Origin of the sequence: Erwinia rhapontici, assembly GCF_012271765.1 — a bacterium.
GTDB lineage: Bacteria > Pseudomonadota > Gammaproteobacteria > Enterobacterales > Enterobacteriaceae > Erwinia > Erwinia rhapontici.
Map to the genome: position 1 here is coordinate 564240 of NZ_VRKO01000016.1, position 15594 is coordinate 579833.

At 54.6% G+C, this 15594-nt stretch carries 12 protein-coding genes and 1 pseudogene; 7 read left to right on the forward strand and 6 right to left on the reverse strand.

The window, feature by feature from the left end; all coding sequences use genetic code 11:
* The first annotated feature begins 581 nt into the window (after positions 1-581).
* From FVB43_RS19585 to spy, 6 genes are all read left to right on the forward strand, one after another.
* Positions 582-1802: an aspartate aminotransferase family protein gene (locus FVB43_RS19585; protein ID WP_133845473.1), complete on the forward strand. Its 1221-nt coding sequence runs from the start codon at positions 582-584 to the stop codon at positions 1800-1802.
* Positions 1799-2833: an arginine N-succinyltransferase gene (gene astA, locus FVB43_RS19590; protein WP_167864587.1), complete on the forward strand. Its 1035-nt coding sequence runs from the start codon at positions 1799-1801 to the stop codon at positions 2831-2833. The genes FVB43_RS19585 and astA overlap by 4 nt, the downstream gene beginning before the upstream one ends.
* Entirely contained in the window at positions 2830-4299 is a 1470-nt protein-coding gene (astD, locus tag FVB43_RS19595; protein ID WP_133845346.1) for a succinylglutamate-semialdehyde dehydrogenase, read from the forward strand. The genes astA and astD overlap by 4 nt, the downstream gene beginning before the upstream one ends.
* Entirely contained in the window at positions 4296-5624 is a 1329-nt protein-coding gene (gene astB / locus FVB43_RS19600; RefSeq protein ID WP_167864588.1) for an N-succinylarginine dihydrolase, read from the forward strand. Before astD ends, astB begins: the two co-directional genes overlap by 4 nt.
* Before the next feature lie 72 nt (positions 5625-5696).
* The gene (gene astE / locus FVB43_RS19605; protein ID WP_133845342.1) at positions 5697-6701 is read left to right on the forward strand and encodes a succinylglutamate desuccinylase; all 1005 of its coding nucleotides are present in this window, start codon (positions 5697-5699) and stop codon (positions 6699-6701) included.
* 341 nt (positions 6702-7042) lie between these two features.
* The gene (gene spy, locus FVB43_RS19610) at positions 7043-7531 is read left to right on the forward strand and encodes an ATP-independent periplasmic protein-refolding chaperone Spy (protein ID WP_167864589.1); all 489 of its coding nucleotides are present in this window, start codon (positions 7043-7045) and stop codon (positions 7529-7531) included.
* Positions 7532-7609: 78 nt separating this feature from the next.
* On the opposite strand, the gene cho is transcribed toward spy, so the two are convergent.
* The 4 genes from cho to FVB43_RS19630 all read right to left on the reverse strand — a co-directional run bounded on the left by cho (position 7610) and on the right by FVB43_RS19630 (position 11283).
* Positions 7610-8476, reverse strand: coding sequence for an excinuclease Cho (cho, locus tag FVB43_RS19615; RefSeq protein WP_133845338.1), 867 nt, complete (start codon positions 8474-8476; stop codon positions 7610-7612).
* 92 nt (positions 8477-8568) lie between these two features.
* Positions 8569-9396 (reverse strand): ammonia-dependent NAD(+) synthetase, encoded by an 828-nt coding sequence (nadE, locus tag FVB43_RS19620; protein WP_133845336.1) that lies wholly within the window; start codon positions 9394-9396, stop codon positions 8569-8571.
* Positions 9397-9511: 115 nt separating this feature from the next.
* Positions 9512-10702: a multidrug effflux MFS transporter gene (locus tag FVB43_RS19625; protein WP_167864590.1), complete on the reverse strand. Its 1191-nt coding sequence runs from the start codon at positions 10700-10702 to the stop codon at positions 9512-9514.
* Complete coding sequence (locus tag FVB43_RS19630; protein WP_159337224.1) at positions 10699-11283, reverse strand: TetR/AcrR family transcriptional regulator; 585 nt, start codon at positions 11281-11283, stop codon at positions 10699-10701. Before FVB43_RS19630 ends, FVB43_RS19625 begins: the two co-directional genes overlap by 4 nt.
* 201 nt (positions 11284-11484) lie before the next feature.
* Here FVB43_RS19630 and osmE point away from each other — a divergent pair, with 201 nt between their 5' ends.
* Positions 11485-11820: an osmotically-inducible lipoprotein OsmE gene (osmE, locus tag FVB43_RS19635; protein ID WP_133845331.1), complete on the forward strand. Its 336-nt coding sequence runs from the start codon at positions 11485-11487 to the stop codon at positions 11818-11820.
* A gap of 66 nt (positions 11821-11886) precedes the next feature.
* Here osmE and katE read toward each other — a convergent pair.
* Positions 11887-14040: pseudogene (gene katE, locus FVB43_RS19640) on the reverse strand (catalase HPII); the annotation flags it as partial.
* A 121-nt stretch (positions 14041-14161) separates the two neighbouring features.
* The gene (locus FVB43_RS19645) at positions 14162-15559 is read right to left on the reverse strand and encodes an L-cystine transporter (protein ID WP_133845327.1); all 1398 of its coding nucleotides are present in this window, start codon (positions 15557-15559) and stop codon (positions 14162-14164) included.
* Positions 15560-15594: the final 35 nt, after the last annotated feature.

The window sequence follows — 15594 nt, forward strand, 5'->3', positions numbered from 1 at the left end:
TATATTAAAAATGGCATTGGCTTATTTTTTGAACGTTTGTTTTTCATGTTTTTTCCATAGTTTAATTACAGGAATTCATTTTCATTAACATGAAATGTCCATATGTAAATAAAGACTATTATCCGCTGTGAAATAACTTTCAACCATAATAATAAAAGAGGGGATTATCAGCAGGGGAATGAAACTCCACTCAACCGCTTCTTTTACTGTTATGCACCCTCACTGCGCGCCATTTTGGTGCGGTTGACGTCTTTTGGGGCGTTAACTGACTCTTTTTAAAACCAAATCCCGGCATTGATCACACATTCGATATTTTATTTTACCACTGCATAATTCTGCTTTTTATTGTGCTGTAAAGGCAGGTTGTTCAGATTGTTATTCACTTTCTATGCATTAACAATGAATAGGCTAATGATGTAACTCATTGATATTTGGTGATTGAGAACGGTTTATGCATTTTTTTCTCTGGATGGCACGCGGCGTGCAATCTACAGTAGAGCTGCAATGAATCATCTCATTAACATTTTTTAAACTTTTAATTCACCCTGCCTGAGGCGGGGAATGTGCAAAACGAGGCCGATATGCAACCGTCAGTGACCCGTGAAAACTTTGATCAATGGATTGTTCCCACCTATGCCCCGGCCAGCTTTGTTCCGGTAAAAGCAGAAGGTTCGACACTGTGGGATCAGGAAGGGAAGTCATATATCGACTTTGCCGGCGGTATTGCGGTCAATGCCCTCGGCCATGCGCATCCCGACTTGCAGCTTGCGTTACAGCAGCAGGCAGCACTGTTGTGGCATACCGGGAATGGTTACACCAATGAACCCATTCTGCGGCTGGCCAAACAGCTTATTGATGCCACGTTTGCCGACAGGGCGTTCTTTTGTAACTCCGGTGCGGAAGCGAATGAAGCGGCACTGAAGCTGGCGCGTAAGGTGGCGATGGATCATGGCCACTCGCAGAAAAGCGGTATTGTGGCATTTAACAATGCGTTTCATGGGCGCACGCTGTTTACGGTTTCCGCGGGGGGCCAGCCGGCCTACTCGAAAGATTTTGCACCGCTGCCGCAGGGCATTCAGCACGCGGTGTACAACGATCTGGCATCGGCTGCTGCGTTGATTAACGACCAGACCTGTGCAGTGATTGTCGAGCCGATTCAGGGTGAGGGCGGTGTGGTTCCCGCCGAGCCGGCCTTCCTGCGTGGTCTGCGCGAACTGTGTGATAAACACGGTGCGCTGCTGATTTTCGATGAAGTCCAGACCGGGGTGGGCCGAACCGGATCGCTGTATGCCTATATGCATTATGGCGTCACACCGGATGTGCTGAGCACCGCAAAAGCACTGGGCGGCGGTTTCCCGATTGGTGCGATGCTGACGACGGAAACTCTGGCTGAGCACCTGAATGTGGGCAGTCATGGCACCACCTACGGCGGCAACCCATTGGCAGGCGCAGTGGGTGGCAAGGTGATGGAACTGATCAATCGCCCGGAAGTGCTGGCAGGCGTGGCAGAACGCCATCGGTGGTTTGTTGATGGACTGAATGCCATCAACCAGCGCTTGCAGCTGTTCAGTGAAATCCGCGGACTGGGGCTGTTAATTGGCTGTGTGCTTAATCAGGACTACAGCGGCAAGGCGAAACTGATTAATCAGGCTGCCGCACGTGAAGGGCTGATGGTGTTAATCGCGGGTGCCAGCGTGGTGCGTTTTGCTCCGTCGCTGATCATCACCCGGCAGGAAGTTGAGGAGGGGCTGGCGCGCTTTGAACGTGCCTGCCTCGCCGTCACTGAAGGAGCCCGCGCATGATGTATATTCGTCCCGTTGAACGAGACGATCTGGCGCAGTTAATGTACCTCGCCGGGAAAACCGGCGGGGGGTTGACCTCGCTGCCTGCTGACAGTGACACGCTATCAGCACGTATCGATCGTTCACTTTTAACCTGGCAGAGAAAACTGCCGCGTGCAGAACAGGGATACGTATTTGTACTGGCAGACAGTGAGAGCAAAAAGGCCGTGGGTATCTGCGCCATTGAAGTGGCGGTGGGTCTGCAGGACCCGTGGTACAACTTTCGCGTCGGTACTCAGGTGCACGCCTCGAAAGAGCTGAATGTTTACAATATGTTGCCCACGCTGTCGTTAAGCAACGACCACACGGGCAGCAGCGAACTGTGCACACTGTTTCTTGACCCGGATTACCGAAACGGGAAAAACGGCTATCTGCTATCAAAATCACGCTTTCTGTTTATGGCCGGATTCCGCCAGCACTTTATGCAGAAAGTGGTGGCCGAAATGCGGGGTGTGATTGATGAACAGGGGCAATCGCCCTTCTGGGACAGCGTGGGCAGTCGCTTCTTCTCGATGTCATTTTCCGATGCTGACTATCTGTGCGGCACCGGGCAAAAAGCCTTTATTGCCGAGCTGATGCCGAAGCATCCGCTGTATATCGATTACCTGTCGGATGAGGCAAAGTCCGTGATTGGGCATGTCCATCCGCATACTGCGCCTGCGCGTGCCGTGCTGGAAGCCGAAGGTTTTCACTTCCAGAATTACGTCGATATTTTCGACGGCGGCCCGACGCTGGAGTGCGACATTGATCGCGTCCGCGCGATCCGAAAAAGCCGTTTGCAGACGGCTTTGTTCAGTGAGGAGCAAGATGACGCGCTGCCGCTGTGCCTGGTGTCCAATGAAAACTATCAACAGTTCCGTGTGATGTTGCTGCCTGCCGATCCGCAGGGTGACACCATCCGTATTACGGCCGCTCAGGCCGACATTTTAGGGTGCCAGCCGGGTGATAACCTGCGGGTGGTTACCCTTAGTCGTGAGGAGAAAAAAGCATGACGCACTGTATTAATGGTCAGTGGCTGACCGGTGGTGGTGATAACGTCAGTAAAATCGATCCGGTCAGCGGTGAACTGTTATGGCAGGGTAAAGCCGCAACGGCCGCACAGGTGACCTCGGCCTGTGAAGCGGCACGTGCCGCTTTTCCGGCCTGGGCACGCCGCCCGTTCTCTGAGCGCCAGGCCATCGCGGAGAAATTTGCCGTGTTGCTGGAAAAAAACAAAGTTGAACTGAGTGAAACCATCTCGCGTGAAACCGGAAAACCGCGCTGGGAAACGCAGACAGAAGTGCAGGCGATGATCAATAAAGTGGCGATTTCGCTGCGCGCCTGGCATGCCCGCACCGGTGAACAGGCGGAAGGCGAAAGTTCGCTGCGCCACCGTCCGCACGGGGTGATGGCGGTCTTTGGCCCGTATAACTTCCCGGGTCATCTGCCCAATGGTCATATCGTTCCCGCCTTGCTGGCGGGCAACTGCGTGGTATTCAAACCCAGCGAGCTGACACCGATGACGGCTGAGCTGACGGGAAAATTATGGCTGAGTGCCGGGCTGCCGGGCGGCGTGTTTAATCTGGTGCAGGGCGGCCGAGAGACCGGACAGGCGCTGGCGCAGGAACCTCAGGTGGACGGTGTCCTGTTTACCGGCAGCGCTGCAACCGGTTATCAGCTGCACCGCCAGCTGGCCGGACAGCCGGAAAAAATGCTGGCGCTGGAGATGGGCGGCAATAACCCGTTGATCGTTGAAGATCCCGATGATATCGATGCCGCTGTGCATATTGCCATTCAGTCGGCCTTTATCAGTGCCGGACAGCGCTGTACCTGCGCACGTCGTCTGCTGGTGAAACGTGGCGCCGCCGGGGATGCGTTCCTCGACCGTCTGGTGGCGGTGGCGGCAAAAATTCGTACCGGTCGCTGGAACGATGAGCCTCAGCCTTTTATGGGCAGTGTGATCTCAATCCCGGCGGCAGAGAAGATCTTCAGCGAGTGGCAGGCACGTATTGATGCGGGGGGCAGGGTGTTGCTGCCGATGCAGTGGCCGGATCGCAGCAGTGCCATTCTGACACCGGGAATTATTGATGTGACCGGGCTGCAAAATTTGCCGGATGAAGAAGTCTTTGGTCCGCTGCTGGCGGTGATTCGCTATGACGATTTTGACCGCGCAATCCGACTCGCTAATCACACCCGCTACGGGCTGGCATGCGGGTTGATTTCGCCGCAGCGCGACAAATTTGAACGCCTGTTGATCGAAGCACGCGCAGGGATTGTGAACTGGAACAAACCGCTGACCGGGGCGGCGAGTACAGCACCGTTTGGCGGAGTGGGTGCCTCAGGTAACCATCGTGCCAGCGCCTGGTATGCTGCGGATTACTGCGCATGGCCGATGGCGTCACTGGAATCGCCTGACTTAACGCTGCCCGCCAGCCTGTCACCGGGTCTGGATTTTAGTGCACAGGGAGAAACGCCATGAGCGCCCGTGAAGTGAATTTCGATGGTTTACCGGGTCTGACGCATCATTACGCGGGACTGTCGTTTGGTAATGAGGCCTCAACGCGTTATCAGCACCAGGTCTCCAACCCGAAGTTGGCGGCGTTGCAGGGGTTGATGAAGATGAAAGCCCTGGCCGATATGGGCTTTGCCCAGGGCGTGATCCCACCGCATGAGCGCCCCAATATTGCGGCGTTGCGCCAGATTGGCTTCAGCGGCAGCGATGAACAGGTGCTGGCGCAGGCGGCCAAACAGAATCCGGCCCTGCTGTCTGCCGCCAGTTCCGCCTCAGCGATGTGGGTGGCTAATGCTGCCACGGTTTCGCCATCAGCCGACAGCGCCGATGGTCGCGTGCACCTCACCGTGGCGAACCTGAATAATAAATTCCACCGCGCCATGGAAGCGCCAACGACAGGCGCGCTGCTGCGGGCTATCTTCCGCGATCCTGAGCACTTCAGCGTGCACGATGCTTTACCTCAGGTGGCAATGTTCGGTGACGAAGGGGCGGCAAATCATAACCGCTTTAGCCGGGGTTATGGTGAGGCCGGTGTGCAGATGTTTGTCTATGGTCGTGCCGAGCTGAACGGTGGCGAGGCTCCAACGCGCTACCCGGCGCGTCAGACGCGTGAAGCCAGCGAAGCGGTAAGCCGCCTGCATCAGCTTGATGCGGCGCGCACGGTGTTTGCCCAGCAGAATCCGGTGGTGATCGATCAGGGCGTGTTTCATAACGACGTGATTGCGGTCAGCAACCAGCACGCGCTGTTTTGCCATCAGCAGGCGTTCTTACACCAGCCGCAGCTGCTGGCTGAACTGGCCGAAAAAATACCAGGATTTATCGCGATTGAAGTGCCTGGCGAGCGCGTCAGTGTGGCGGATGCGGTGGCAACCTATCTGTTTAACAGCCAGCTGTTAAGTAAGGACGATGGCAAGATGTTACTGGTGCTGCCTGATGAAGCACGGCGTCATGCCGGCGTCTGGTCATATCTGACGGAGCTGGCGGCCAGCGGCGGCGTGATTGATGAACTGAAGGTGTTCGACCTGCGTGAAAGTATGTGCAACGGCGGCGGCCCGGCCTGTTTGCGACTGCGTGTGGTGCTGAATGCACAGCAGCAGGCGGCAGTTAATCCGGCGGTCATGATGAACGATCGGTTATTCGCGACCCTCAATGCCTGGGTGGAGCGTCACTACCGCGATCGGCTGTCGCAGGCTGACCTTGCCGACCCTCATTTGCTGCGCGAAGGACGCGAAGCACTCGAAGAGCTGACGAAGCTGCTAAACTTAGGCAATGTGTACCGTTTTCAGCAGTAAAGCGATGATCGCAGGGCCGGAGATCTTCTCCGGCCTGTCAGGGCTGAACGGCGATTATTCTAAGGAGTATCGATGCAGGATTTCCTCACATTAACCCTCAACGGGCACAGCCCTGCGCATTCGGAAGGGCAGAATGCGCATCTGAGCTGGCGCTGGATTGACGTGGGTATTCTTGAACTGACGCCGAATGAGACGGTGTCGATGGCGCTGGTGGTCTCCGCGGGCATTCATGGTAATGAAACGGCCCCCGTAGAGATCCTCGAGCAGCTTCTCGAGCCGCTGTTGCGTGGTGAGCAGCCGCTGTTAACCCGCTTGCTGGTGATTTACGGCAATCCGGCTGCGCTGCGCCAGAATAAGCGTTATCTGCACGGCGACATGAACCGCATGTTTGGCGGCCGCTGGCAGCAGTATGAGGATTGCCCCGAAGCGCGTCGTGCCTGGCGGCTGGAGCAGGCAATGGAAAACTTCTGGCAGGCGGGTGAATATGAAGAGGTGCGCTGGCATATCGACATGCACACGGCAATCCGTGGTTCGTATCACACCCGTTTCGGTGTGATGCCGCTGCGTGAGACGCCGTGGCCTGAAACCTTTATGGACTGGCTGGCCGCTGCCGGACTGGATGCACTGGTGTTTCACCGGGCACCGGGCGGGACGTTTACGCATTACAGTAATCAGCATTTCCAGGCTGCCAGCTGTACGCTGGAACTGGGTAAAGCGTTACCCTTCGGTGAGAACGATCTGAGCCAGTTTGCGGCTTCTGCGCAGGCGCTGCACGCATTGATCAGCGGCGGCGCATTACCTGAGGTGGCAGAGCCGCCACGCCGCTATCGCGTGTCACAGCAAATTACCCGGCTTTCCGAAAAATTTGTATTACATATGAGTCCTGAGACGCTGAACTTCACCGCTTTCCCGCAGGGGGCGCTGTTGGCGGAAGATGGCGATAAGCGCTATTACGTCCAGCAGGCGCGGGAATTTGTTCTGTTCCCGAACCCTGCTGTCGCCACGGGCTTACGCGCCGGGCTGATGCTGGTGGAAGACAGTGCGCATAACGAGGCGCTGGGATCGACGTTACCCTAAGGGAATGCGATAGAATGCGGCCGGACCACGGTCGCACTTTTATTGCGCTCTGCTGGTGTGGTTCATTGCACAGTAACAGGTAAAGACGCTAACTTTTTCCTTCCGCTATTCTGCCTTCCGTATTACACTTCTCCATAATCTCTGCATAAATCCCCGTAAATTCATACTCTTTTGCAATTCCTCACCGAATCCTTCGCATTGTCTCCATGATTGGCGATAGATTGTCTTTTATGCTTTCACGGCTTTACTCTGCCTCTGAGTACTTGACGTTCAGCGTCGTAAACTTGCTTTCGACATCACGACAACTGAATTGCCACAGACTGAAATATAAGGACAATATTATGCGTAAATTATCTTCTTTCGTTGTAGCCGCTACACTGGCCTTGGGTACTGCTGGTATCGTTCATGCCGCAGCGGATACCTTAACCCCCCCGCCAGCGGGCGCTGAAAAACCGATGATGCATAAGCCACCACGCCATGGCGGTATGCATGAAATGTTCAAGGGGCTGAATTTGACGGATGCGCAGAAACAACAGATGCGCACCATTATGAAAGAGTCGCACAAAGAGATGGAGCGTCCTTCCCTGGAAGAGCGTCGTGCGATACACAGCATTATCGCAGCAGACAGCTTCGACCGGACTAAAGCGGAAGCCCAGGCAACGGAGATGTCGGCGAACGGCAAAGCGCGCGCACTGTCGATGCTGGAAACGCAGAACAAACTGTATAACGTGCTGACTCCTGAGCAGAAAAAACAGTTTAATCAGAATTTTGAGAAACGTCTGACAGAAAAACCACAGCATGAAGGTAAAATGCTTCCTGCAGACGACTAAACCTCGCTGACATAGATTGGAGACCGCCGACGTTGCCCACCTTGCCTGAATGGCGGTGGTCAGCGTCGGCGGTTTTGTTTACAGGGGCAGGGGGATCACGGGCAGTTTGCCCGAGAGCAGCGGTTTGCAAAGGATTTTGTAGCCATCGCTGTCAAATCCTGGCGGCGTTTTGCACAGTGCGACGGCGTCTTCCAGTTCGCTGACCGATCCCAGATACAGCCAGTTATTGATCACATGTATCTGCTTTTGCATCTCTCCCTCTTCAATCACCGCCACTGCGCCAGGCCATGGCCAGCACTGAAGCCGTACGGCTTCCAGCGCGGCCAGTAAACGCTGCTGATGTTCCTCGGGTGGCTCTTTACCGCAGCAGGCACCTGCACAGCGCTTCAGGGCAAAACGAAAGCAGGCTCGTCCTTTGCTTAACGGCTCCAGACCCAGCAGGCCGTAACAGAGCTGTTGTTCATCGGCGATCTTCTGCAGCGTAGCCAGCGCAGCGCGGCGATGTGCATACAGACCAAACAGATTCGATGTATGGGAAAAATCGACCTCTTTGGCATAGACTACGTCGGGCCGACCCTCACGGATTTGCAGTGCGCAGAGCTGGCGGTTTTTGCGCAGGCGCTTATTAAACAGCGGTTGCTGTAGCTTGATCATCTGTGCTTCCAGCAACAGAGCGCCCATCTCTCCGGCGGTAGGAATAAAACTGATGCGCCTGGCCTGATACAGCATTCTTGCCTCGGCTGGGGTGCGCAGGTGCGACAGCACGCGGCTGCGGATATTGACACTTTTGCCGATATAGAGCGGCAGTCTGTCGCTTTCGCCGTGGAAGGTATACACACCGGGCAGGGCGGGGAGACTGGAAAGCCACGGACGGAGTTGCTCGGGGTATTGGTAGAGGGTTTCTGCCTCGAAAACAGGGCGACGGCTGGCTATTTTTTTTGTCACTCACGACTCCACTTACTGGTTACTTGTACAGTGTAGCAGTGAATGCAGGGATGAAAAAGCAGCGGGGTGGCAGGATGCCGCCCCGCTGAGGGTTATTTCTTCCAGAAATCGTCGAAGACGGTAATCGGTGGGCGACGTTTATGCTCCGTTTTCAGATACCAGCTTTCAATGGTTTTCGCCGCGCTGGCATCGATCGTTTCGCCTTGAAGATAACGATCGATCATCTCATAGGTCACGCCCAGCGCGACTTCATCCTGCAAACCTGGACGGTCATCTTCCAGGTCGGCCGTAGGCTGTTTCAGATAGAGATGTTCCGGGCAACCCAGCGCTTTCAATAGCTGTTTTCCCTGGCCTTTGTTGAGACGGAAAATCGGGTTAATGTCCGTACCGCCATCGCCATACTTGGTGAAAAATCCAGTGACCGCTTCGGCAGCATGATCGGTACCGACCACCACACCTGCTGTCATACCCGCGATGCTGTACTGAGCTTTCATACGCTCACGGGCTTTCTCATTACCACGAATAAAATCAGACAGCGTAATACCTGCCTCGCGCAGTGCCTGCTCGCTGGCCTGCACCGCCGCCTTGATGTTAACCGTCAGTACGCGGTCTGGCTGGATAAACGTAATCGCATCCTGGCAATCTTGCTCGTCAGCCTGAATGCCGTGCGGCAGACGTACGGCGATAAACTGGTAAGTCGTATCGCCGGTTTCGTCACGCAGTTCGTTGATGGCGGTCTGGCACAGTTTTCCGGTTAACGTAGAGTCCTGACCGCCGCTGATCCCCAGCACGAGCGTTTTCAGGAACGGATAGGTTTTCAGATACGACTTGAGAAACTCTACGCTGGTGCGAACTTCTTCACGGGCATCAATAGTGGGTTTGACGCCCAGCGCCTTGATAATGTCCTGTTGCAAAGCCATTGACCTCTCCTCAGATTCAGCGCCGACAGACGGCGGCCAGATGCATTTTTGTCTGTTAAAGCTAACCTGCATGGCGCGAAACAACAAATACTTATTCGCGCCACACGCTGATATATCAGGCGTTTTTCGGTTTCACTGCCAGCAGGGTAAACATCAATATGGCCAGCATATAGCAACCGAATATGGTGGCGGTCATGGTCAGTACCGATGTGCCGCCAATGCCAGTTACCGGCACGCTGATGCCGCCCAGGGTAAACATGGTGACGCCAATCACCGCTGAGGCGCTGCCCGCCCGGTGACCCTGGCTTTGCATCGCCAGCGATGACGCGGTGACGGAAATGACCCCGTTACTGGCCACGCTAAAGAACAGCGCAACCAGCACCAGCGGCAGAGCCGCGCCGCTTAAACCTGCCAGCAGCAAACTACTGGATGAGATAAACGCCAGTGTCAGACCACCTTTCAGCACCCGGTATTCACCCCAAAGCGGGCAGAGACGGGCACTGACCTGTGATGCAATTATCAGGCCGACACCGTTCGCAGCAAAACATAAACTGAAGGCCTGCGGCGACAGTTGGTAGACTTGTTGCAACACGAAAGGGGAGGCGCCGATGTAAGCGAACATGCCGGACATCATAAAGCCCTGAGTCAGGCAGAATCCCATAAACGGACGATGAGTGACCACCTGACCTAAGGCGGCCCACGCAGAGAAGATACTGCCCTCGCTACGTCGTTCCGGGGGCAGAGTTTCATGCAGCTTGATACGTGCCAGAATAAACAGCAGCAGTGCGATGAGTGCGATGACCATAAACAGGCCCCGCCAGTCGAGGAAGGCCATCAGTGCGCCACCCATCACCGGGGCGGCAATCGGGGCCAGTCCGTTCACCAGCATCAACAGGGCGAAGAAGCGGGTTAACTCGTGCCCGCTATACATATCGCGAGCGATAGCACGTGACAGAACCGCGCCGCCGGCGCCGGACAATCCTTCAAACAGGCGTGCCAGCAGAAGCTGGTGGATATCCTGCGCCAGCGCACAGCCGATCGATGCCACCAGCAGCAATACCAGTGACAGCAGCAAAGGACGAATGCGGCCATATTTATCACTCAAGGGGCCAAAAAACAGCTGCCCAAGACCGAGGCCAAGCAACCCGGCGGTCAGGCTCAGCTGGGCAGTGGCCGTTGGGGTGTTCAGGTCCGTGGCCAACTCTGGCAGAGCGGGCAGATAGAGGTCGATGCAAAGCGGGCCCAGGGCCGCCAGCAGTCCGAGCGTGATGGCATAGCCAAGACGTTTGGGGTGTACAGGTGTCATGATTCCTCTGATTTAAAAAGAAGGTCGTTAATGTGTTGATATAAGGTGTAGAGGCGCTCGGGTGAGGCTTTTTGCGGTGTCAGCCGACGATAAGAGGTGCCTTCAACCATCACGGCGAGGATCTCGACGCTGGCCCGAACCCGTTCGGCACTGAATTCGGGATGCAGGCGGGCAACTTTCTGACAGGCATGGCTGAACATGCGCTCATCAGCATCAGCTATCATTTGTGCCACGCGCGGGTTACGGGTGGCTTCGGCAGCCACTTCCACCATCAGCGCTTCATCATCTTCATCCTGAGCTTCACGCCATGCCAGCATCCTTGCCAGATGAATATTGCTGCTGGTGGCGAGCATCTCCTGCACACGGGAGTCAATAATTCGCTTCACGATTTCCTGGATAATCGCATCTTTATTGGTGAAATAACGATAAATCTGGCCGACACTCAACTGCGCTTCAGTGGCCAGTTGCGCCATACTGGCGGCATGAAAACCATGCTGACGGAAACAGCGACGGGCGGCGATAATGATTTCATCCTGGCGCAGACGATGGCGGGCATCACGGGCTTCTGTTTGCAGGCTCACTGGTGCTCCACTGTCAGGTAAAACGGTCCTGTAAACGCGGATGACGCAGATCAGGATAGTCAGTGCGAATGTTCATTCTCAATCTGTAGATTATAAGCACCCTACGGAGGTAACTGATAATAATTTGACGCCAAAAAGTTGAAAAATCTGTATTTCTATTCCAGGCTTAACGTTACACGGATAAGACACGAGGAAGAATAAATGCGTAAAATGACGGGATTGATAGGTGCCGCAGTAGCACTGGCTGTGTTATCTGGTTGTACAGCTTACGACCGCGCTGAAAGCTATGCGACGAAACCAGTCGTACAGGATGTGAAAAAAGGTATGACGCGTCAGCAGGTTCGTGATATTGCCGGCCCACCATCAACCGAAATTACGATGGTACATGCGCGTGGTACGTGCCAGACCTATGTGTTGGGTGAACGTGACGGCAAGCAGCAAACCTACTTCGTTAGCTACGCTGACACCGGTCGCGTAATGAACTACGGCTTCCAGAGCTGTAAAGAGTACGATACCGATCCTCAGGTTAATCAGTAGCAGATTGTCTGAATAAAAAGAGGCCACTTCGGTGGCCTTTTTTTATACGGAGTTTTCTTCTGTCGTTTATGCCGGAACACTTAATGCTTTCTGGCTGCGTGACCAGATGCGGTGCATCGCCAGTGCCGCGACAAAATCGCTCATTAATTTACCTTCCGCTTTGCTTTCCGTAATAATGCCTTCCTCCTGTTCGTCGTCAGTCAGACCAAAGTGCGCCGCAAAGCGCCGTGCATCTCCACTCAGACCGATCACTTTCAGGTGTTTATAAGCCTCCAGAAGGAAATAGCACGCATCGCCGCGCAGCAGCAGCGCATCGATATTGCCATCCGGAACGATGACAGCATCAAAAGCGAGTGAGGGCAACGCGCTAAAGGTGCCATCCACGGGAAGTGAGGAACCATCGCTGGCGGTTACCTCGCCCATGTGCGCCGCCAGCAGTTTTGCATGTACGCCATGTTGTTTAAGTGCCAGAAAAATAGCCAGCGTATCAGCAGCATCAACGCCATCGCTGACAAGCAGAGCAACCTGCCGGCCTTTGATATTGCCGCTGGGAACAGCATAAAGGCTCAGGCTGGCATCTTTTTTCAGACCATTAATGTCCTTAGGAGGGGCGGTCTGCATCTGCTCATCGGACAGCGTCACACCCAGATGTTCAGCCACACCGGTGGCGAGAGAGATATCAATATGCGTCAGCTGATCCACCACGCGTTCGCGGATAGCACTACGGCTCACCTTACTTAATTCAAAGGAGAAGGCTTCAATAATGTGCTGCTGTTCTACGGGCATCTGGCTGAGCCAGAACAGCCGTGGCTGAGAGTAATGCTCATCAAATGTGGGGCTGCGCTCACGGACTTTATGACCCTCAATGCGTTCCTGGTAGCTTTCGAATCCACCCCGCTGAGCCGCAGGAGGGGTTTCCCTCGGCCAGTTGTCATTAATCGAGTTAGGTTCGTAGTTGGCCGGGTTGGTATCGATATCCATGCGATGCATACCCTGACGCTGAAAGTTGTGATAAGGACACACCGGGCGATTGATGGGAATTTCGTGGAAGTTAGGCCCACCAAGACGACTGATTTGCGTATCGGTGTAAGAAAAAAGGCGTCCCTGAAGCAACGGGTCATTGGTGAAGTCCATGCCAGGAACGATATGGCCTGGATGGAAGGCGACCTGTTCAGTTTCGGCGAAGAAGTTATCCGGGTTACGGTTCAGTACCATCTTGCCAATCAGCTCTACGGGGACCAGTTCTTCAGGGATCAGCTTGGTGGCATCCAGCAGATCAAAATCAAAAGCAAACTCATCGCTCTCTTCTACCAGCTGTACGCCCAGTTCGTACTCAGGGAAATCACCGGCCTCAATAGACTCCCACAGATCACGACGATGGAAATCCGGATCGCGGCCGCTGAGTTTCTGGGATTCATCCCATAGCAGTGACGCTTTACCTGCCACCGGTTTCCAGTGAAAACGCACAAAGGTGGCGTGACCTGCGGCATTGATAAAGCGGAAGGTGTGAATACCAAAACCTTCCATAGTGCGATAGCTGCGCGGGATGCCACGGTCGGACATTGCCCACATAACATTGTGCAGGGTCTCGGGCTGAAGCGAGACATAATCCCAGAAACTGTCATGAGCGCTACCGCCTTGCGGCATTTCATTATGCGGTTCGGGCTTCACTGCATGGACAAAGTCAGGGAATTTGTGCGCATCCTGAATGAAGAAAACCGGGGTATTGTTACCCACTAAGTCGAAGACACCTTCATCGGTATAAAACTTGGTGGCGAAACCGCGAATATCGCGCACGGTATCGGCTGAACCCGCACCGCCCTGAACCGTTGAGAAACGGACAAAAACGGGGGTAACAGTATCAGGTGAGGTCAGAAAACTGGCTTTAGTGATATCACTCATATCACGGTAGGGCTGGAAATAACCATGTGCAGCCGAACCGCGCGCATGAACAACCCTTTCCGGAATTCGCTCATGGTCAAAATGGGTGATTTTTTCGCGCAGAATGAAGTCTTCGAGCAGGGTTGGGCCTCGAGTCCCTGCGCGCAGTGAATTCTGGTCATCCGCGATCCGCGTGCCCTGATTGGTGGTCAGGGGCTGATTTTTTCCGCTCTTGCGAAAGGGGTCAAGTGCATCAACTTTAGTGTTGGCAGGTGAGGAAAGGTGGCCGCTATCCGGGAGTTCGTTTTTTTTTGACATAATACACTGCTCCAGTGACGGGCTTTCGGGTACCAGTAACTATAGAACAGTGAGCGGTATACGCCTGCAAAATGGAGGGATAAGTCAAATTGATGGCAGGAAATAAAAAAGGGCCGGCAGGATACCGGCCCGTAAACGGCAATTAACGGTGAGCTAATTCGGCTTCGTTATCCGCATCGGTATTCAAAATCTTCTTATCCGTTTGCTTCAGCCACTGACTGGTCAGCGTTCCGGCAGTCATGGAGCCGTTAACGTTCAGCGCAGTACGCCCCATATCGATCAGCGGTTCGATGGAGATCAGCAAAGCGACCAGGGTGACAGGCAGGCCCATCGCCGGCAGTACGATCAGAGCAGCAAAGGTGGCACCGCCGCCAACGCCTGCCACACCCGCAGAACTGAGGGTGACAATGCCTATCAACGTGGCAATCCACATCGGTTCGAACGGGTTGATGCCAACGGTTGGCGCAACCATCACTGCCAGCATGGTCGGATAGAGACCGGCACAGCCGTTCTGACCGATAGTGGCACCGAATGAGGCGGCAAAGCTGGCGATGGATTCAGGAATACCCAGACGGCGGGTTTGAGCCTCAACGCTCAGCGGGATAGTGGCGGCACTGGAACGGCTGGTGAAGGCAAAGGTAATCACTGGCCACACTTTGCGGAAGAAGCGCAGTGGATTTACACCGTTAACCGACAGCAGCAGGGCGTGCACGGCGAACATAATCGCCAGGCCAAGATAGGATGCCAGCACGAAGCTACCCAGTTTAATAATGTCGCTGAGGTTGGATGTGGCGACGACTTTGGTCATCAGCGCCAGCACGCCGTACGGCGTCAGCTTCATAATCAGGCGGACCAGCTTCATCACCCACGCTTGCAGCGTATCGATGGCTTTCAGAACACGCTGACCTTTTTCGGCATCATCCTTCAGCAGTTGCAGCGCGGCAACACCGAGGAAGGCCGCGAAGATCACCACGCTGATAATTGACGTCGGATTGGCACCGGTCAGATCGGCAAACGGATTCTTCGGAACAAAAGAGAGCAACAGCTGCGGCGCACTGAGGTCAGCAACTTTGCCGACGTAATTATTTTGGATCGCAGCCAGACGCGCACTTTCCTGCACACCCTGCACCAGTCCACTGGCATTCAGGCCAAACAGCCAGGTAACAAAGATCCCGACTGCCGCTGAAATCGCGGTAGTGAACAGCAGAACACCAATCGTCAGCAGGCTGATTTTACCCAGTGATGACGCGTTGTGCAGACGGGCAACTGCGCTGAGGATAGAGGCAAATACCAGCGGCATAACAATCATTTGTAACAGCTGAACATAGCCGTTACCGACGAGGTTAAACCAGCTGACCGACTCTTTAATGATCGGGCTGTTTTCGCCGTAGATCGCGTGAAGGGCCAGCCCGAACAGTACCCCGATCACCAGACCGAACAGCACTTTCTTTGACAGGCTCCAACCTGTGCGACCGGTTTTTGCTACCAGCAGCAGCAGGGCGACAAACGCCACAAGGTTAATGATTAGCGGAAAGTTCATTCCCATTTTCTCCCAATAAATACGGACTACAATGT